Raw genomic sequence first — 19,053 nt, 5'->3', positions numbered from 1 at the left:
GTAGATCGCCGCCTCCCCCCCCCTTCAAAAGGGGAGGGTGAAGAAGCAGCGTCATCGCAACGCCGATAAACGTGAATATGCGGGTACGCACGGAATCGGGAGCCGGTGGTCGTCCCGTCGCGGCGCACGCCGCGCCGCCTCAGGCGGCGTGAGGCTGGCAGGGTCGGCTGGCGCGCTGGCCGGAGCCGGGCTGGTGGATCCGGAACGTGCCGCGGCCGGCGTTCTTGGCGGCGTAGAGCGCGGCATCGGCCATCGCGAATAGCTGCGTCGGCGTGCAGTCGTCGACCATTGCGACGCCGACCGAGGCGCCGAGCTGCAGCGGGCGACCGCGAAACAGCACCGGGCGTTCCATCTCCGCGACGATCGCCGCGGCGATCTGCGATATATCTGCAAGAGAAAGCTGCGTTCCGAGCATGACGGCGAATTCGTCGCCACCGATCCGCGCCACGAGGTCAGCGCCGGCGCAGATGTCGCCGATGCGCTCAGCCGCCTCGCGCAGGCACTCGTCGCCGGCGGCGTGGCCGCAACTGTCGTTGACCGACTTGAACTCGTCGAGGTCGATCAAGAGCAGCGCACCGAATGGCTTGGTCGCCCGGATGGCGCCCAGTTCGGCCAGTTTCGCCTGAAACCGGCTGCGGTTCGCCAGCCCGGTCATGGCGTCGAACTCGGCGAGGTAGCGGTTGCGGTCCGCCATGATCTTCTCTTCGGTGATGTCCTGCTTCATGCCGAAGATCCGCACCGCGACGCCATCGACGCATTCCACCGTGGCGGTGATCCGGATCCAGCGCCGGTTGCCGCGGGGGGTGACGATCTCGGTCTCCAGGCTGAAGCCAGTGCGGTCCTCGATCGCCTGGTTGCGCGCCTGGCTCAGCGCGCGCAGCGACTCCTCCGGATAGCATTGCAGCGTCACGGCGCGGTCGAGCGGCGTGCCGCGCTCCTGGTCGAAGAGATCGTAGACGACGTCGGTCCAGACCAGCGATTCATCGGCCAGCGTGCATTCCCAGACCCCGATCCGGGCCGCCTTGGAGGAACGATCGAAGATCTTCTGGCTGTGCGCGAGCGAGGCGGCTTGCTCGGCAATCAACGCGTTCTGCGCCGCCAATTGCTCCCGCAGGGAAGCAATCAGCTCGGCGTCACCGGCGGTATCCGAAGGCCTGGGCAATGGATCGGACATTTCAGTAGGGCTTCAGGGAGGTGCTATTGTCCGGCGAGCGTCGCATGGCCGCTTTAACAAAATCTTTACAAAATGATCGCGCGACTCCGCGCCGCACCAATCTCTGAACGTTCACTCAACGTTCTTGCCAACCCGCAACCTTCGGTTACTATTGCCTTGGCTGGGGAGCTTGAGATGGTACAGCGCGTATCTACCGTCGCATTCGAGGGCATCGAGGCCCGCGCCGTCGACGTTCAGGTCCAGGTCGTGCCCGGCCTGCCAAATTTCCTGATCGTCGGGCTGCCGGACAAGGCAGTGTCGGAAGCGCGCGAGCGGGTGCGGGCGGCGCTGGTCGCCTCCGGGCTGGCGCTGCCGGCGCGGCGCATCATCGTCAATCTGGCGCCGGCGGATCTGCCGAAGGAGGGCAGCCATTACGACCTGCCGATCGCGCTCGGGCTGATGGGCGTGATCGGCGCGATTCCGGCCGACGCCCTGGCCGGCTTCACGGTGCTCGGCGAACTCGGCCTCGACGGGTCGATCGCGCCGGTCGCGGGCGTACTGCCGGCGGCGATCGGCGCCAATGCGCGCGACGAGGGCCTGATCTGCCCGGCCGCCTGCGGCGCCGAGGCGGCGTGGGCGAGCCCCGATATCGAGATCATCGCGGCCTCCTCGCTGATCCAGCTCGCCAACCATTTCAAGGGCACCCAGGTGCTGTCACGGCCACAGCCGAAAATGTATGAGCGCGAAACCGCGCTACTCGACCTGCGCGATATCAAGGGCCAGGAGAGCGCCAAGCGCGCGCTGGAAATTGCCGCGGCAGGCGGCCATCATTTGCTGATGGCCGGCTCGCCCGGCGCCGGCAAGTCGATGCTGGCGGCGCGATTGCCGTCGATCCTGCCGCCACTGTCGCCGACCGAATTGCTGGAAGTATCGATGATCGCCTCGGTGGCCGGCGAGATCAAGGACGGCGCGCTGACCGCGCGGCGGCCATTCCGCGCGCCGCACCACTCTGCGAGCATGGCCGCGCTGACCGGCGGCGGCATGCGCGCCCGGCCCGGCGAAATCTCGCTGGCGCATCACGGCGTCCTGTTTCTCGACGAACTGCCGGAATTCGATCCGCGCGTGCTGGATTCGCTGCGCGCGCCGATGGAGAATGGCGAGGTCGCGGTGTCGCGCGCCAACCACCGCGTCACCTATCCCGCGCGCTTCATGCTGGTCGCGGCGATGAATCCGTGCCGCTGCGGCCACGCCTTCGAGCCGGGCTACGCCTGCCACCGCGGCCGCATCGAGCGTTGCACCGGAGACTATCAATCGCGCATTTCCGGGCCCTTGATGGACCGCATCGATCTGCGCATCGAGGTGCCGGCCGTGACCGCCGCCGACCTGATCCTGCCGCCGCCGGCCGAAGGCTCCGCCGAAGTGGCCGCCCGCGTCAAAGCCGCGCGCGATATCCAGGCGGCGCGCTATGCCGCGGCGGGGCTGAGGAACATCCGCACCAATGCGACGGCACCGGCCGCGGTGCTGGAAGCGGTGGCGCAGCCGGATGCGGCGGGGCTGGCGCTGCTGCGCGATGCCGCCGTCACCATGAAACTGTCTGCGCGCGGCTATCATCGCGTGCTGCGCGTCGCCCGCACGCTCGCCGATCTCGACGGCGCCGACATGATCGGCCGGCTGCATCTCGCCGAATCGCTGTCGTACCGCGCGCTCGCCGACGATTCCCGCCGCGCGGCGTAACGCCGGAACACGCGACCTGTGGAATGCACCACCGCTTGCGAGGGCAACCCGATCGAGGTTGAGGCGGAGTTACCGTCAACTCGATGGTAACGAGTTTCCTTTACGCTTCGCTCACCATAGCCCGCATTTCCGGGGCCAAGGGCGAGTGCCGCGTCATGTTGCGTTTGAAGATTCTGGCTTCCACCCTTCCGCTGCTGCTGGCCGCGGTTTTTGCGCGCAGCGATTTCGCGGCCTCGCATCCCTGTATCGCCACCGCCGAAGGCTCGGTGCAGCTGGCGACCGTGCCGTGGCAGGCGGCAAGCTACGTCGCCTTCACCGACGATCCCGGCCAGGCGACCGTGCGGGTGCAGATCGTCGACAGCGCCGACGCCGCAGACTTTGCCATGGTCGATGATATCGACAGCGCGGATGCGGGCGCCTGCGCCGTCACCGCCGCGACGCGCTTCATCGCGATTTCCCCGGCCATCGCCGCAACCGCGACCGCGCCGGTGATCTATCTGTCCGGCGACGGCGACGCCGACTACCGGATCTTCGTGCAGTCCCGCAGCTTCACGCCGCGCGATGCCGCGGCCCTGATCGTCGCCGCCCGTGCCGGCCACGGCCGGATGGCGCAGGCCGCGCTGTAGCCCGTTAGCCAATCGCTAACCACCCTGTCATCGGTTGGTAGCGGCGGCTGCGCTCCGCAAGCACTTGGCAAGGTCATCCGCCCATTGTCCCCAAGTCCGTGCGCCGTGTCCCGCGTGCGCGCGGAGGCCGGCCCATCGATGCCGGCAGGTGGGGTGGATCGGTGACAGGACGGGTTTTTCGGATCAAGGCTCGGTGGCGCCGCTTTGCGCGACGCCATCCCCGGCTGGTGGCCGCGGTCCGCAGCTTCCTGATGTTCTCGGCCGCGTTCGGTGGCGCTTATGGTTTCATTGCCGGCAGCACGGCGGAGAATTCCGGCTACGATCCGCACGCTTTCGCGATCGGCGCGAGCTTCCTGTTCGCGGTCGCCTGCGTGGCGCTGGCGACCTTGAGCATGAAGCTGCGCTTCATGGCGAGGCGGCTGCGCCTGCTCGCGGCACATAATGAATCGCTGGTCGATCGCAATTGGGAACTGCAGGAAGCCGAACAGCACGCGCGCTATCTGTTCGAGGCGCAAGGCGACCTGATCGTAATCCGCGACTCCAACGACCGCATCAGCTTTGCCAACGACGCCTATTGCAAGCTGGCGGCGCGGTCGCGCGACGAACTGCTCGGCAGCGCCTTCACCATGGATGTGCAAGAGCAGGGCGAGCTTGCCACCGAGCCGAACGGCACCCGCATCCACGACCAGAAGATCGCGACTGCGCAGGGGTCGCGCTGGATCGCCTGGCGCGAAGGCCTGGTGCGCGCCGATGCCGGTCAACCCGCCGAGCTGCAATGCGTCGGCCGCGACGTCACCGATCGCACCGAACGCAAACGCGAGATCGCCGAGGCCCGCGATCTCGCCACCGCCGCCAACCATGCCAAATCGCGTTTCCTGGCGATGGCCAGCCACGAAATCCGTACACCGCTGAACGGCATCATCGGCATGAGCGGACTGCTGCTCGACACCTCGCTCACGCCGGAGCAGGCGACCTACGCCCGCGCGGTAAAGACCTCGGGTGATGCGCTGCTGGCACTGATCGAGGAGCTGCTGGACTATTCCAAGATCGAGGCCGGCAAAATAGACCTCGAACATCGCCCGTTCCAGCTCGCCGCGCTGATCGAGGACATCACCGAACTCCTGGCGCCACGCGCCCAGGCCCGCGCGCTGGAGATCGCGGCCTATGTCGACGAGCGGCTGCCGCTGCAGGTGATGGGCGACGCCGCGCGGCTGCGCCAGGTGCTGCTCAACCTCGCCGGCAACGCCATCAAGTTTACCTCGGAGGGCGGCGTCGCGCTGATCGTCGAGCGAGGCGAGCTTCCCGGCGAAATCAGCTTCCTGGTTCGCGATACCGGCATCGGCATCGCGCCGGAGGCGCAGCAGCGCATCTTCCGCGAATTCGAGCAGGCCACCGAAGCCACCGCGCGAAACTATGGCGGCACCGGGCTCGGCCTCAATATCAGCGAGCGTATCGTCAAACGAATGGGCGGCCGCATCACGCTGCAAAGCGAGCCCGGCGTCGGTTCGACCTTTGAAGCGTCGATCCCGCTCGCGGCGGCCACCGAGGGCGACGCCGCCCCGTTCGACGCGCCGGACCTTGCAGGCCAGTCGGTCCTGCTGGTGGCGCCGCAAGGTATCGAGGCCGCGCTGACCGCGCGGCGGCTGCAGCGCTGGGGCGCCCAGACCTGCCTGGTGTCGGATCTCGCGGTGGCGCAGGCATTGCTGCCGGAGCGGCCGTGGCACGCGATGCTGATCGACCGGGCGCTGGGCCCCGCCGAGGTCGAGCGCCTCGCCGCCGCAGCTACCGTCCATGCGGCGCAGCGCATCGTGATGTTCACCCCGGCGATGCGCCACGAATTGCCGCCCGCCGAGGCCACCGCGCTGACCGGCTACCTCGTCAAGCCGCTGCGCGCCGCCTCGCTGGCGGCACGGCTGACGCTGCAGGCCGATCCCGCGCCGCCTTCCCTGATCGACGATCCCGCCCCGGTCACGGCGACCGCAACGCCCACGGCGCCGAGCCTGTCGATCCTGGTCGCCGAAGACAATGAGATCAACGCGCTCTTGATGCGCGCGCTGCTGACGCGGCTCGGGCACCGCGCCCTCATCACCAGCAATGGCGAAGACGCGCTGCAAGGCTGGCTCGCCGCGCAGAGCGACGGCACGCCCTACGACCTCGTGCTGATGGACATCCAGATGCCGCGGCTGGATGGCATCGAGGCGACGAAACGGATCCGCGCTTGCGAGTCCGGCGAAGGCCGGCGGACGCCAATCCTGGCGCTGACCGCCAACACCCAGGCCGAGGACCGCTCGGCCTGTTTCGAGGCCGGCATGGACGGCTTCCTGGTCAAGCCGCTCGACCGCGACAAGCTCGCCCTCGCGCTGGCCGAACTGGCGATAGCGCGGCCCGTGGCGGCGTAGTACCGCGCGCCGTCACATGCCGTTGATGCTGCCGTCATACGGCTGTTCAGCCGGCGTGATGTTGCTGTCCTGAAGGCCGCGCCGACGTGATTCGGCAGTCGCGGCCACGAGGAATGGCCATGCACGGCGACCAGACGACGCCCGCGAAATCCGGCTTCATGCAGATGCTGCGGCCTCACACCATGGGCGCCGCCGCGCATAGCGCGATCACCTGGTTCAAGCCACCGCTTGGTTTTGCATCGCCGATCCGCTTTCCGCACCCGCCGGTGTCGCTCGGCCGGATGGGACCGCTGGAAGTCCGCCTCGCGCAGGACAAGCGCGACGTCAAACGCGCCCAGAAGCTGCGCTACAAGGTGTTCTACAAGGACGGCAGCGCGATCGCCGACGCCGCCGCGATACTGGCGCAGCGTGACAAGGACGCCTTCGACAAGATCTGCGACCATCTGATGGTGATCGATCACGCGGCGAAGCCGACTCTGTCCGGCCGGCAGCCGGTGGTCGGCACCTATCGCCTGCTGCGCCACGAGACCGCGATCAAACATGGCGGCTTCTACACCGACAACGAGTTCGACCTCTCGGGCATGATCGAGCGTCACGCCGGCCTGCGCTTCCTCGAACTCGGCCGCTCTTGCGTGCTGCCGCGCTACCGCAACAAGCGCACCGTCGAGCTGTTGTGGCAGGGCATCTGGAGTTATGTGAAGCAGAACCACTTCGACGTCATGATCGGCTGCGCCAGCTTCGAGGGCACCGACCCGGACCGCCTGGCGCTGCCGCTGTCGTTCCTGCATCACCACGCCCGCGCTCCGGAAGCCTGGCGCGCGCGGGCGCATCCGCAGCGTTACGTCGAGATGAACCGGATGCCGAAAGAGGCGGTGGACGCCAAGGCGGCGATGCGAATGCTGCCGCCGCTGATCAAGGGCTATCTGCGGCTCGGCGCCCATATCGGCGACGGCGCGGTGATAGATCACCAGTTCGGCACCACCGACGTGCTGATCGTGATGCCGGTGGCCGCGATCGGCGCGAAATATATCGAGCATTTTGGCGGCGAGGCGAGGGCGGCTTAAAAACTGTCATTCCGGGGCGAGAGCAGCGTCAGCTGCGAGCGAACCCGGAATCTCCTCGTGGGACGATGAACATGCCGGGATTCCGGGTTCGTGTTCAGCCGGCTTCGCCGTCTGCACACGCCCCGGAATGACAGTCAGAGTCGCCGCAGCGCCACGTTCTCCACGACATGGTCCGCGCCCTTGGTCAGGATCAGCGTCGCCCTTGGCCGTGTCGGCAGGATGTTGTCTTCGAGATTGGCCAGATTGGTGCGTTCCCAGATCGCCAGCGCGGTCGCCGTGGCTTCCTCGTCCGACAGCGGCGCGTAGCGGTGAAAGTAGGAGCGCGGGTCGTGGAAGGCGGTATCGCGCAGCGCCAGGAAGCGCCGCACATACCAGTCGCGCAGCACCGGCTCCTCGGCGTCGATGAACACCGAGAAATCGAAGAAGTCCGAGACCACCGGCACCGCGCGACCGTCGCGTGGCAGGCGGCCGGTCTGCAGCACGTTGACGCCCTCGACGATCAGGATGTCGGGCTGATCGACCTCCTGCCACTTGTTCGGAATCACGTCATAGGTGAGATGCGAATACAGCGGCGCGCGGACCGGCGAGCGGCCGGCCTTGATGTCGCTGAGGAAGGCCAGCAGCGTCGGCAGGTCGTAGCTTTCCGGAAAGCCCTTCTTCTGCATCAGGCCCTGGCGCTCCAGTACCGCATTGGGAAACAGGAAGCCGTCGGTGGTGACGAGGTCGACCTTCGGCTTGGCGCCCCAGCGCGCCAGGAGCGCCTGCAGCACGCGCGCGGTGGTCGACTTGCCGACTGCGACCGAGCCGGCGACGCCGATGATATAGGGCATCTTGCGGTCCTCGATGCCGAGAAACCTGCGCTGCGCGTAATACAGCCGTTGCGTCGCGGTGACGTAGATCGACAACAGCCGCGACAGCGGCAGATAGATCTCCTCGACCTCTTTCAGATCGAGCCGGTCATACATCGAGCGCAATGCGGCGATCTCGCCGGCTTCCAGCGTCATCGGCGTATCGTCGCGCAACGCTGCCCATTGCTCGCGCGAGAAGGTCCGGTACGGATTGTATTGCTGCTCTGCCCGCATATCCATGAAGCAGTTTCCTCGTGTGGTGATCTCTTGGATCAGTCGCTTGGACGCGACGCTTTTTCTTGCAGGCCGGACATCTTGGTGCGCTCGCCGAGCGCCGCCTCGACCTCCGCGAGGGGGATGTCGCGCGACTTCAGCAGCACCAGCAGGTGAAACAATACGTCGGCGCTTTCATTGACGAGATGCGTGCGATCCTCCGCCACCGCGGCGATGACGGTCTCGACCGCTTCCTCGCCGAACTTTTTGGCGCAATGCGCGCTGCCCTTGGCGAGCAGCTTGCTGGTATAGGACGCTTCGCTCGCCGATGCGGCGCGGGCGTCGATGGTGGCGGCGAGATCGTGGATGGTAAAGCGGGCCATTGGCGCTTTCTGTATCAACCGTTGACGTCGCAGGACTGTTGCGACGTCGTGCCGGAGTTTCGGTTACGGGTCGAGCCGCATCGGCAGACCGGCGCGGACCATGTGGTCCTTGGCCTGCCGGATGGTGAATTCGCCGAAATGGAAGATCGACGCCGCCAGCACCGCGGTGGCATGGCCGTCCTTGATACCATCGACGAGGTGGTCGAGATTGCCGACGCCGCCGGAGGCGATCACCGGCACGTTGATGCTGTCGGCCACCGCCTGGGTCAGCGGAATGTCGAAGCCGGAGCGGGTGCCGTCGCGGTCCATCGAGGTCAGCAGGATCTCGCCGGCGCCGAGCGACACCACTTCCTGGGCGAATTCGATGGCTTCGATGCCGGTCGCCTTGCGGCCGCCATGGGTGAAGATCTCCCAGCGTGAGCTGCCGCCGGGGCGCGCGACCTTCTTGGCGTCGATCGCCACCACGATGCACTGGTCGCCGAATTTTTCCGCGGCCTCTTTGACGAATTCGCGGTTGGCGACCGCTGCCGAATTGATCGAGACCTTGTCCGCGCCGGCGCGCAGCAGCGCCTTGATATCATCGATGGTGCGCACGCCGCCGCCGACCGTCAGCGGCATGAAGCAGGCCTCGGCCGTGCGCCGCACCACATCCATCATGGTGCCGCGATTTTCATGCGTCGCGTTGATATCGAGAAAGCATAATTCATCGGCGCCGGCGGCATCATAGGCGATCGCCGCCTCGACCGGATCGCCGGCGTCGCGCAGGTCAACGAAATTGATGCCCTTGACGACGCGGCCGTCCTTGACGTCGAGGCAGGGGATGACACGCATCTTGAACATGGTCGTTCCTATGCCGCCGCGCGGGCGGAGGCGATCAGCGCCAGCGCCGCCGCGGGGTCGAGCCGGCCATCGTACAAAGCGCGGCCGGAGATCGCGCCTTCGAGCTTTTGGGCACGCGGCTTGAGCAGGGCTTTCACGTCCTCGATCGAGGCGAAGCCGCCGGAGGCGATCACGGGAATCGCAATCGCTTCGGCCAATTCGATGGTGGCGTCGAGGTTGAGGCCCTTGAGCAGACCATCGCGCGCGATGTCGGTGAAGATGATCGCGGCGACGCCGGCATCTTCAAAGCGCTGCGCGATTTCCAGCGCGGTGACGGTCGAGGTCTCGGCCCAGCCTTCGACGGCGACGTTACCGTCACGAGCATCGAGGCCGACGGCGACACGGCCGGGAAATTTCTTCGCGGCTTCCTTCACCAAAGCGGGATTGCGCACCGCGGCGGTGCCGATGATGACGCGGGTAATGCCCTTGCTGAGCCAGGCCTCGATGGTCGCAAGATCGCGGATGCCGCCGCCGAGCTGCACCGGCATCTTGATGGTGGCGAGCATCGCTTCCACGGCCTGCGCATTGACCGGCTTGCCGGCGAAGGCGCCGTCGAGATCGACGACGTGGAGATATTCGAAGCCCTGGCTCTCGAAGTCACGCGCCTGCGCGGCGGGATCGAGATTGAAAACCGTGGCGCGCGCCATGTCGCCCTGTTCGAGGCGAACGCACTGGCCGTTTTTGAGATCGATGGCGGGAAAGAGGATCATGATGAAATAGTCCATAAACCAAGAGCGCTGTCGCTCCCTCCCCCCTTGCGGGGGAGGGTCGGGGAGGGGGGTAGCCGCAGGTGCCGTCGCTGGTGGACCCCCACCCCCGACCCCTCCCCGCAAGGGGGAGGGGAGCACTGCGGCCATACCGCTTTGACAGAAGTGCTCACGGCTTCCACTTCAAAAAATTCTGGATCAAAGCCAGGCCGAAGCGCTGGCTCTTTTCGGGGTGAAACTGGGTGCCGATCATGGTGTCGCGGCCGACGATGGCCGTCACCGGTCCACCATATTCGGCACGCGCCAGCACGTCGGCTTCGTGGACCGCGTTGAGCTGATAGGAGTGCACGAAATAAGCGTGCCGGCCTTTTTCGCCGAGCGGCAGGCGCTCCAGCACCGGATGCTCGCGCACCATCTCCAACGTATTCCAGCCCATATGCGGGATCTTGAAATTCTCTTCGCGCGGCGCGATTCTTTCGACGTCGCCTTCGATCCAGTTCAGCCCGTTGGTGGTGACGTGCTCCTTGCCGCGCGTCGCCATCAACTGCATGCCGACGCAGATGCCGAAAAACGGCCTGGCCTTGTCGCGCACGGCTTCGGTCATCGCATCGACCATGCCGTCCAGCGCATCCAGGCCCTTGCGGCAATCGGCGAAGGCGCCAACGCCCGGCAGCACGATGCGGTCGGCACGGAACACCGCTTCGGGATCGCGGGTGACGATGACCTTCTCGGGGGCAGCCATGCTGCGCGCGGCGCGCTCGAAGGCTTTCGCCGCCGAGTGCAGATTGCCGGAGCCGTAATCGATGATAGCAACGCTCAACGTGAAGCTCCCGGTTGCGGAAACAGGCCGATGATTTCCTCGCGCGCGGGCGGACGGGAAAACGACTGGCCGGGAATATTGCGCGTCGGCGGTGGCCCGCCACGCTCGACGCCGTTCGTGTCACCCATGAACTCGCGGCGTGTGGTCCAGCGCTCGAAGAAGCGGCGCTCGGCGGTTTCCTCATCCTCGGCGACGACGAGATCGAGCTGGAGCCATTTGCCGCGCGACAGCGTCCAGCGCCGGATGCTGGACGCCTCGAAGCCCATCAGCAAAGCGAACAGGAACATCACCACCAGCCGGGTGCCGGAACCGGCCCCGAGCATCGCCAGCGCGATGCCGCCCACGACCGACAGCACGATATAGCCGAGTGTTGCCCACCACAGCCGGTGCCAGATCAGCCAGATGAGGCTGGTCGCAAACGCCCAAAAATGAAAGCCATCGCGCACGAACCGGAACCGGTCCGGCGCGACGAGCGGCTCCGAGCCGGCGGCGCGGGGCGCGTGGATCGTATAGACCGGCATGATGGCTCTCCGCCGATGGCTGCAATCAGCCGCCGAGCTGCCCCTTGGTAGATGGCACTTCGCCGGCATTGCGCGGATCGATCGCGACCGCGGTGCGCAGCGCCCGCGCCAGACCCTTGAAGCAGGATTCGGCGATATGATGGCTGTTCTCGCCATATAGGGTCTCGACGTGCAAAGTCACGCCCGCATTGCCGGCAAAGGCGGTGAACCATTCGCGCACCAGCTCGGTGTCGAATTCGCCGATCTTCTGGGTCGGGAACGCCGATTTGAACACCAGGAACGGCCGGCCGGAGATGTCGATCGCGACCCGGGTCAGGGTCTCGTCCATCGGCATGTGAACCCCGGCATAGCGGGTGATGCCGGCCATGTCGCCGAGCGCCTGCTTGACCGCCTGGCCGAGCGCGATGCCGACATCCTCGGTGGTGTGGTGGAAATCGACGTGCAGGTCGCCGACCGCCTTGACGGTGATGTCGATGCGGGAATGCCGGGCGAGGAGGTCGAGCATGTGGTCGAAGAACCCGATTCCGGTGTGCGAATCGGACAGGCCGGTGCCGTCGAGGTTCACGGAGACCTCGATGGCGGTCTCCTTGGTCGTGCGCTTGATCGTCGCCTGACGCATGACGCCCTCTCCACCCAGTGAAAACGCGCCCTTTTAACAGGGTGATGACGGAGGCGCCACCACGGGCGGCCGGTTTCGGAACCTATGGTGAGCGAAAAGAGCATCCCCGCACGCCGTCGCTTCCTCCACCGCAAGCCGGAGAGGGAAAAAGTGCCGCATTTGCAACGCCGGCAGGCAGTGCCTAGATGAGGCGCTCACGAGGTACCCATGAACGCATCCTATTCGGCTTCCCATGACGGATCGTCCCCGGTCTGGCACGGCACCACCATCCTGACCGTCCGCAAGGGCGGCCGCGTCGTGATCGGCGGCGACGGCCAGGTCTCGATCGGCCAGACCGTCATCAAGTCCAACGCCCGGAAGGTGCGAAAGCTCGGCCGCGGCGACGTGATCGGCGGCTTCGCCGGCGCGACCGCCGACGCTTTCACGCTGTTCGAGCGGCTGGAGGCCAAGCTGGAGCAATATCCCGGCCAGTTGACCCGCGCCGCCGTCGAGCTCGCCAAGGACTGGCGCACCGACCGCTATTTGCGCCGGCTGGAAGCCATGATGATCGTCGCCGACAAGGACGTCTCCCTGGTGCTGACCGGCACCGGCGACGTGCTGGAGCCGGAAGCCGGCGTGATGGCGATCGGCTCCGGCGGCAATTATGCGCTGGCCGCGGCGCGCGCGCTGGTCGACACCGACAAGGACGCCGAGGCGATCGTGCGCAAGTCGCTGGATATTGCTGCGGATATTTGCGTCTACACGAACAGAAACGTGACGATCGAAGCGCTGGAAAGCTGAGACTCTACTTCCCCTCTCCCCCGCGCGAAGCGAAGCTTCGCTAGGTGGGAGAGGGTGGACGCGCGACAGCGCGGCCGGGTGAGGGGTGCCACCAACTCCGAGCCCAGTGACCCCTCATCCGTCACGGCCTTCGGCCGTGCCACCTTCTCCCACAAGGGGAGAAGGAAGAAAAAGCGAAGCCCTATGACCGACTTTTCTCCCCGTGAAATCGTCAGCGAACTCGACCGCTATATCGTCGGCCAGCACGACGCCAAGCGCGCCGTCTCGATCGCGTTACGCAACCGCTGGCGGCGGCTGCAGCTCACAGGCCAGTTGCGCGAGGAAGTGCTGCCGAAGAACATCCTGATGATCGGCCCGACCGGCGTCGGCAAGACCGAGATCGCCAGGCGTCTGGCCAAGCTCGCCGGCGCGCCGTTCATCAAGGTCGAGGCCACCAAATTTACCGAGGTCGGCTATGTCGGCCGCGATGTCGAGCAGATCATCCGCGACCTCGTCGAGGTCGGCATCGCGCAAACCCGCGAGCGCAAGCGCAAGGACGTGCAGGCCCGCGCGCAGCAGGCCGCCGAGGAGCGCGTGCTCGATGCGCTGGTCGGGCCGGGCTCGGGCCCCTCGACCCGTGAATCGTTTCGCAAGAAATTGCGGGCCGGCGAGATGAACGACAAGGAAATCGAGATCGAGACCACCGCCTCCGGCGGCGGCCCGTCGATGTTCGAGATTCCCGGCATGCCCGGCGCGCAGATGGGCGCAATCAATATCGGCGACATCTTCGGCAAGATGGGCAATCGCACCAAGACGCGACGCCTGACGGTGGAAGCGTCCCACGAGCTGCTGGTCAATGAGGAATCCGACAAGCTGCTCGACAGCGATCAGCTGACGCAGGAAGCGATCAGCGTCGTGGAGAATTCGGGCATCGTGTTTCTCGACGAGATCGACAAGATTTGCGTACGCGATGGCCGCAGCGGCGGCGAAGTCTCGCGCGAGGGCGTGCAGCGCGACCTGCTGCCGCTGATCGAGGGCACCACCGTCTCCACCAAGCACGGCGCGGTGAAGACCGACCACATTCTGTTCATCGCGTCGGGCGCGTTTCACATCGCCAAACCCTCCGACCTGCTGCCCGAATTGCAGGGCCGCCTGCCGATCCGCGTCGAGCTGAATGCGCTGTCGCGCGACGACATGCGGCGTATTCTGACCGAGCCGGAAGCCTCGCTGATCAAGCAATATGTCGCGCTGCTGGCGACCGAAGGCGTGACGCTGGAATTCGGCGATGATGCGATCGACGCGCTGGCCGACGTCGCGGTGGCGGTGAACTCCAGTGTCGAGAACATCGGCGCACGGCGATTGCAGACGGTGATGGAGCGCGTGCTCGACGAGATCTCGTTCGTAGCACCCGACCGGCATGGCGAGACGATCCGCGTTGACGCGGCGTATGTGCAGAAGCACGTCGGCGATCTCGCGAAAAACACGGATCTCAGCCGGTTTATTTTATAGCAACCAAGTTGTCATTCCGGGGCGCGAGCGCATCAGCGCGAGCGAACCCGGAATCCCGATATGTTTAGCGCGCAAAACATGCTGAGGTTCCGGGTCTCCATCAGCCGGCTCCGCCGTCTGCTGCATCCCGGAACGACAGTGTGGGGCGGCCTTGCATTACCTCGCCCGCCTGATCCGCACATAGATCGCGCCTTCGCCGCCGTGTCCGATGCTGGCCTGCTCGTAGCCGACCACGAAGCCGCGAAACTCCGGCAGGCTTAGCCACAACGGCACCTGGCGACGCAGGATGCCGCGTTCGGATTCCGGGCCGACGGTGCGGCCCTTGCCGGTGATCACCAGCACAAAGGTGCAGCCGTCATGATGGCAGCGGTGCAGGAAGGCCTGCAGCGCAGAATGCGCGCGGGTCTGCGTCATGCCGTGCAGATCGAGCCGGGCGTCGATCTCCTTCTTGCCGCGCGACAGTTGCGAACGCTCGCGGCGACCGAGCGAGGCCAGCGGGGCAGGCGCGGGCAGCGCGGACTTAATCGGCGCCGCCATGGTGGAAAGCCGGCGCGGCTTTGCGGTCACCGGCTTTTCCACCATGGCCGGCGCTTCGACGACCGGCAGCGCAGCCTTCACGACGCGCTTCCTGCGCAGCGGTCTGGTCTGTTTCGCGACGCTGTTCCATAGCTCGCGCTCTTCCTCGCTCAGCGCGCGCTTGCGGCGCGACACGACGGGACCCGGCAATTGCGGTGGACGGCGCGCGCCTTTCATTGCCAGAAGAAACGATGGCGATGCGGACGCGCGCGACGGCGTTCGCGGCGCGGCGGCTTGGCCTCGGTCTTGAGCTCGGCCTTGATCTCGGGACGCGGCTCCGGCAGCGGCACGGCCTTGGTGGCAACGAGGGCCGCAACGGTGGCGGGCGCCACGATGGCAGCAGGGGCGGGCGGCCCGATGAAAGTTGCAGCCTTGTCCGGCTCTTTGGCAGGCGTCGTTTCTTTGCCGGTCGGCGGCGTGGCGGCGGCAGACGGGGCAGGGGCAGGCGCAACGGCAGGCGCCGGGGTCGTCGTGGCCACGGCAGGACCGGCCAGCTTTGCGGTGTCCGGCGCCGGCTCGCCTTGCGGATACAATTTGGCGATCAGCTCCGACGGCCGCGCCATCGGCAACGGCAGGCTGCGGCCGGCCTCCACCGGATCGAGCGCCTTCGGCACCAGCATTACGAAGCGCGCGGCCTGCTTGATCCGCCCGGAGACTTGCCCCGCCCAGGCGCCGGCGCCGAAATAGATGTCGGCGCGGGCCGGGCCGACGATCGCGGATCCGGTATCCTGCGCCACCATCAGCCGGCGGAACGGCGTCTTCGAGATTTCGGTCTCGATCGGCAATTCGCCCTCGATGAAGAACGGCGTGCCATAGACATGCAGCGCCTTGTCGACGGCGATCGAGCGGCCGGCCGTCAAGGAGACGCCCTGCGCGCCGACCGCTTCGGCCTCCGGCGGCAACTGCACTTCTCGGAAGAACACATAGGAACGGTTGGTGCGGCGCAGCTCGTTGGCGCCGTCCGGGTTCTCTTCCATCCACTGCCGGATGCGCTGCATCGACATCTGCTCGCGCGGGATGATGCCGCGGTCGATCAGTGCGCGGCCGACCGGCGTGTAGCCGAAGCCATTATGCGAATCATAGTTGATCCGCACCGAGCCGCCGTCCTCGAAATGAATTCGCGCCGAGCCCTGAATCTGGGTGAACAGCAGATCAGTCTGGTTCTTCAGCCAGGCGATCTCCAGCCCGCGGCCGGCGATGGCGCCGTCCTCGATCTGGCCGCGGTCGTAATAGGGCACCAGCTTGCGGCGGCCGATCTTGCGAAACACCTCGCCGCCATTGGGCATGCCCAGGCTCGCCTGCGATCTGCCGCGCACGAACAGGTTCGACGGCCGGCGATACACCGGCACGGGGTAGGCGTCGGATCGGGTCCGCGAGCCCTCGAGCACCGGTTCGAAATAGCCGGTCACAAAACCCTGCTCGTCGCCGAGCTTCGAGACCCGCAGCGGCAGGAAATGCTTTTCGAAAAAATGGCGTGCTTTCGCCGGATCGGAAATCGCCGCATCCCGGGCCGCCAGGCAGGGCTCGCGCAGCGAGCCGCCGAGCGCTTTGGAATCGGGCGGCGGGTTGCGCGGGCCGGCGATAGGACCGCAGCTCACCCGAAACGTCTTCAGCGCCTGGAGGTGATCGTCGTCGTGCCAGCCGGCGATTTCCGCAAAATCGACCGGCGCATATTGCGCGCCGGCGAGTTCGAACGGCCAGTTACGGCCGGAATGGTCCGTCCGCGCAGCGGCGGACGCGGGCCACGCCGCAGCTGCGCCGAACACGCAGAGCGCCGCCCATCGGGTGGCGTTACTGGCCGGCGTCGGTGCCAACAAGCTTCCAGTTCGGATCGCGCGAGGTGATGTCGCGGGCGAATGTCCAGACATCGGTGACATCCGTAACCTTCTCAGCGTTGCCATCGACGATGGCGCCGGTCTTGTCGCGGGTCACCGTGATCATCTGGGAGACGAAGCGCGCCGTGATCAGCGCCGAGCGGTCGCGGACCTCGGCGGCGGCCAATTCGGCCTTGTCGATCGCGACGAAGCGGGTCTCGGTCTTCCACTCGTTGGTCTCGCGATCCTTGATCACGCCGTCGAAGCTCTCGAACACTTCCGGCGAAACGAGGTCCTTGAGCGAACGGCGGTCGCCATTGGCGAAAGCCAGCACGATCATCTCATAGGCGCCCTTGGCGCCGGTGATGAAATGGCGGGGGTCGAAGGAGGGGTCCTGGGCGACGATGGCATCGAAGCCCATCGCCAGCGGAGTGCCGGGTTCGGCCACGCCCTTCCAGCGTTCGGCGGGCGACACGTCGGCTGTCGGCGCCGGGGCGCCGTGGTCGATGACGCTGCCCGGCATCGGCACGACATTGTTGTCGGCGCCGGCGGCATCGCGTGCCACGCGCTCGAAGGGCGGCCGTTCCTCGCCGGTGCGTTGACCGAGCACATTGCGCAGGCGGATGAAAATGAAGACCGCCAGCGCCAGGAAGATGATGGTATAAATATCCACGTCGCATCGCTTTCTGATCGGCGCCGGCATTGAGCCGGCGGAATGTCCCGCCCGCGGGCGGTCGTGAGGGAACGTCCAAAACGGCGACAGTTCCCGAAGAGGGCCTGCTTCATCTAGGCACGAAACCATGCCCAGCCAATGGCGCGTTCCGGCTCCACCCTGCGGCAAAGCGGCCGTTTTTCAGCGCCCGCCCGCCCGAAACGGCGTGTCACCGGTTTAACGCGTTTGCAGGCGATTGCGAATGGCTTTTTGCGGATGTGGCCGCCAGGGCTGCCGGTCGTCCTTGTCGAGTACCGCAGGCCTATGATAGCCACTCCGCCCGACAGGGCATTTACCGTTCGGAAGGCATTGCCCGGCCGGAACCCACCTCGCCCGACAGCGCTTCAGGAGATTTTCGATGACCAACGGCAATGGCACCCCTCCCGAGGCAGCCCAGGCTCCCCAGCTCAACGTGCTGGCGCAGTACACCAAGGACCTGTCGTTCGAGAACCCGAACGCGCCGGCCTCGCTGGCGCCGCAGGACAAGCAGCCCAACATCAACATCCAGATCAACGTCGCCGCCAACAACATCTCCGAGACCGAGTATGAAGTGGTGCTGTCGGTCGAGGGCAAGGCCGACAGTGCCGGCTCGGTGATGTTCTCGTTCGAGCTGGCCTATGCCGGCGTGTTCCGGATCGTCAACGTGCCGCCGGAAAACCTGCACCCGCTGATCATGATCGAATGCCCGCGGCTGTTGTTCCCGTTCGCCCGCGAGATCATCGCGACCTCGGTCCGCGACGGCGGCTTCCCGCCCTTGATGCTGGACCCCGTGGATTTCGTCGGCCTGTACCGGTCGAACATGGAGCGCCAGGCACAGGCCGAGGCCGGCCCGGCGAACTAACTTTACACTGTCGTTCCGGGGCGCGAACGGCGTCAGCCGAGCGCGAACCCGGAACCTCGGCATGTTCATCGTCCCATCTCGGGATTCCCCGCCACTCCAATTGGAGTGGCTGAGGTTCGCTCGAGCTTCGCTCTCGCGCCCCGGAATGACAGCCTAGGCCAAAAACTCACTCCATATCGGCTTCTCGCCGAGCGTCGCGATGAACGCGCGGTGATCGGCACGGTCGGTTTCCGTCACGCGCGGCAATAGCGGCGTCGGGCGCTGGCGGCGCGGAGCGTCGTTGATGCCGCCGGTCTGCTGCGCAGGAACGTCATCCGCCAGGATCAGTTGCGACTGCCGGGCGCCGATCAGGTCGATATAGACCTCCGCCAGCAATTCCGAATCGAGCAGCGCGCCGTGCTTGGTGCGGCGTGAATTGTCGATCGCGTAGCGCGAGCAGAGATCGTCGAGCCGGTTCGACACGCCGGGATGTTTCCGGCGCGCCAGCATCAACGTATCGACCAGCCGCTCGCGCGGGATCGGCGGCCGCTTGATACGGTCGAGCTCGGCATTGATGAAACCGATGTCGAACGAGGCGTTGTGGATCACCAGCGGGGCATCCCCGATGAATTCCAGAAAGTCGTCGACCACCTCGTGGAACAGCGGCTTGGTCGACAGGAACTCCGCCGACAGGCCATGCACGTTGAAGGCTTCCAGCGGCATGTCGCGCTGCGGATTGATGTGGCAGTGATAGGTCTGCCCGGTCGGCATCCGGTTGAGGATCTCGACGCAGCCTATCTCGACCAGCCGATCGCCGCGCAAGGGATCGAGGCCGGTGGTTTCGGTATCGAGAACGATTTCGCGCATGTTCAGCCAGTCCAACGAATCACGGCTGCC

Annotated in this window: 19 protein-coding genes; 7 read left to right on the top strand and 12 right to left on the bottom strand. The window is 66.3% G+C overall.

What is annotated here, in order from left to right:
• Positions 1–139 precede the first annotated feature (139 nt).
• Positions 140–1,174, bottom strand: a complete 1,035-nt coding sequence (locus FNL56_RS01995; protein WP_143571349.1) for a sensor domain-containing diguanylate cyclase — start codon at positions 1,172–1,174, stop codon at positions 140–142.
• 174 nt (positions 1,175–1,348) lie between these two features.
• On the opposite strand from FNL56_RS01995, the gene FNL56_RS01990 reads away from it, so the two are divergent.
• The 4 genes from FNL56_RS01990 (at position 1,349) to FNL56_RS01975 (ending at position 6,976) form a co-directional block, all read left to right on the top strand.
• Positions 1,349–2,887: a YifB family Mg chelatase-like AAA ATPase gene (locus FNL56_RS01990; protein WP_143571348.1), complete on the top strand. Its 1,539-nt coding sequence runs from the start codon at positions 1,349–1,351 to the stop codon at positions 2,885–2,887.
• A gap of 155 nt (positions 2,888–3,042) precedes the next feature.
• A complete protein-coding gene (locus tag FNL56_RS01985) occupies positions 3,043–3,513 on the top strand; it encodes a hypothetical protein (protein ID WP_168202835.1) in 471 nt (156 codons plus the stop codon).
• A gap of 161 nt (positions 3,514–3,674) precedes the next feature.
• Positions 3,675–5,912, top strand: coding sequence for an ATP-binding protein (locus FNL56_RS01980; protein ID WP_246660831.1), 2,238 nt, complete (start codon positions 3,675–3,677; stop codon positions 5,910–5,912).
• A gap of 119 nt (positions 5,913–6,031) precedes the next feature.
• Positions 6,032–6,976, top strand: a complete 945-nt coding sequence (locus FNL56_RS01975; RefSeq protein WP_143571347.1) for a GNAT family N-acetyltransferase — start codon at positions 6,032–6,034, stop codon at positions 6,974–6,976.
• Between the two features lie 134 nt (positions 6,977–7,110).
• Here the strand turns inward: FNL56_RS01975 and coaA are convergent, their stop codons facing one another.
• From coaA to hisB, 7 genes are all read right to left on the bottom strand, one after another.
• Positions 7,111–8,064 carry a type I pantothenate kinase gene (gene coaA, locus FNL56_RS01970; RefSeq protein ID WP_143571346.1) on the bottom strand — a complete coding sequence of 318 codons (954 nt, stop codon included), beginning with the start codon at positions 8,062–8,064 and terminating at the stop codon, positions 7,111–7,113.
• Between the two features lie 32 nt (positions 8,065–8,096).
• Positions 8,097–8,420, bottom strand: a complete 324-nt coding sequence (locus tag FNL56_RS01965) for a phosphoribosyl-ATP diphosphatase (RefSeq protein ID WP_143571345.1) — start codon at positions 8,418–8,420, stop codon at positions 8,097–8,099.
• Positions 8,421–8,483: 63 nt separating this feature from the next.
• A complete protein-coding gene (gene hisF, locus FNL56_RS01960; RefSeq protein ID WP_143571344.1) occupies positions 8,484–9,260 on the bottom strand; it encodes an imidazole glycerol phosphate synthase subunit HisF in 777 nt (258 codons plus the stop codon).
• Between the two features lie 8 nt (positions 9,261–9,268).
• Entirely contained in the window at positions 9,269–10,009 is a 741-nt protein-coding gene (hisA, locus tag FNL56_RS01955) for a 1-(5-phosphoribosyl)-5-[(5-phosphoribosylamino)methylideneamino]imidazole-4-carboxamide isomerase (protein ID WP_143571343.1), read from the bottom strand.
• A 166-nt stretch (positions 10,010–10,175) separates the two neighbouring features.
• The gene (gene hisH, locus FNL56_RS01950) at positions 10,176–10,826 is read right to left on the bottom strand and encodes an imidazole glycerol phosphate synthase subunit HisH (protein ID WP_143571342.1); all 651 of its coding nucleotides are present in this window, start codon (positions 10,824–10,826) and stop codon (positions 10,176–10,178) included.
• Positions 10,823–11,347: a DUF2628 domain-containing protein gene (locus FNL56_RS01945; protein ID WP_143571341.1), complete on the bottom strand. Its 525-nt coding sequence runs from the start codon at positions 11,345–11,347 to the stop codon at positions 10,823–10,825. Before FNL56_RS01945 ends, hisH begins: the two co-directional genes overlap by 4 nt.
• Before the next feature lie 25 nt (positions 11,348–11,372).
• Positions 11,373–11,966 carry an imidazoleglycerol-phosphate dehydratase HisB gene (gene hisB, locus FNL56_RS01940; protein WP_143571340.1) on the bottom strand — a complete coding sequence of 198 codons (594 nt, stop codon included), beginning with the start codon at positions 11,964–11,966 and terminating at the stop codon, positions 11,373–11,375.
• 207 nt (positions 11,967–12,173) lie between these two features.
• On the opposite strand from hisB, the gene hslV reads away from it, so the two are divergent.
• Positions 12,174–12,746 (top strand): ATP-dependent protease subunit HslV, encoded by a 573-nt coding sequence (gene hslV / locus FNL56_RS01935; protein ID WP_143571339.1) that lies wholly within the window; start codon positions 12,174–12,176, stop codon positions 12,744–12,746.
• A 183-nt stretch (positions 12,747–12,929) separates the two neighbouring features.
• Positions 12,930–14,234, top strand: coding sequence for an ATP-dependent protease ATPase subunit HslU (gene hslU / locus FNL56_RS01930; protein ID WP_143581739.1), 1,305 nt, complete (start codon positions 12,930–12,932; stop codon positions 14,232–14,234).
• 156 nt (positions 14,235–14,390) lie between these two features.
• On the opposite strand, the gene FNL56_RS01925 is transcribed toward hslU, so the two are convergent.
• From FNL56_RS01925 to FNL56_RS01915, 3 genes are read right to left on the bottom strand one after another with little or no spacing between them, the layout of a single operon-like run.
• Positions 14,391–14,987: a Smr/MutS family protein gene (locus FNL56_RS01925; RefSeq protein WP_143577428.1), complete on the bottom strand. Its 597-nt coding sequence runs from the start codon at positions 14,985–14,987 to the stop codon at positions 14,391–14,393.
• Positions 14,984–16,678: a murein transglycosylase A gene (mltA, locus tag FNL56_RS01920; RefSeq protein WP_143571336.1), complete on the bottom strand. Its 1,695-nt coding sequence runs from the start codon at positions 16,676–16,678 to the stop codon at positions 14,984–14,986. The genes FNL56_RS01925 and mltA overlap by 4 nt, the downstream gene beginning before the upstream one ends.
• Positions 16,602–17,297, bottom strand: coding sequence for a Tim44/TimA family putative adaptor protein (locus tag FNL56_RS01915; protein ID WP_143571335.1), 696 nt, complete (start codon positions 17,295–17,297; stop codon positions 16,602–16,604). Before FNL56_RS01915 ends, mltA begins: the two co-directional genes overlap by 77 nt.
• Positions 17,298–17,694: 397 nt before the next feature.
• On the opposite strand from FNL56_RS01915, the gene secB reads away from it, so the two are divergent.
• Positions 17,695–18,177: a protein-export chaperone SecB gene (gene secB, locus FNL56_RS01910; RefSeq protein WP_143571334.1), complete on the top strand. Its 483-nt coding sequence runs from the start codon at positions 17,695–17,697 to the stop codon at positions 18,175–18,177.
• A 153-nt stretch (positions 18,178–18,330) separates the two neighbouring features.
• On the opposite strand, the gene dnaQ is transcribed toward secB, so the two are convergent.
• Positions 18,331–19,023, bottom strand: coding sequence for a DNA polymerase III subunit epsilon (gene dnaQ, locus FNL56_RS01905; RefSeq protein ID WP_143571333.1), 693 nt, complete (start codon positions 19,021–19,023; stop codon positions 18,331–18,333).
• Positions 19,024–19,053 lie beyond the last annotated feature (30 nt).

The sequence above is a fragment of the Tardiphaga sp. vice304 genome, assembly GCF_007018905.1.
In the GTDB taxonomy this organism is placed as follows: Bacteria; Pseudomonadota; Alphaproteobacteria; order Rhizobiales; family Xanthobacteraceae; genus Tardiphaga.
The sequence above is the reverse complement of the archived record's forward strand: the minus strand, read 5'-3'. Positions and strand labels throughout refer to the sequence as shown.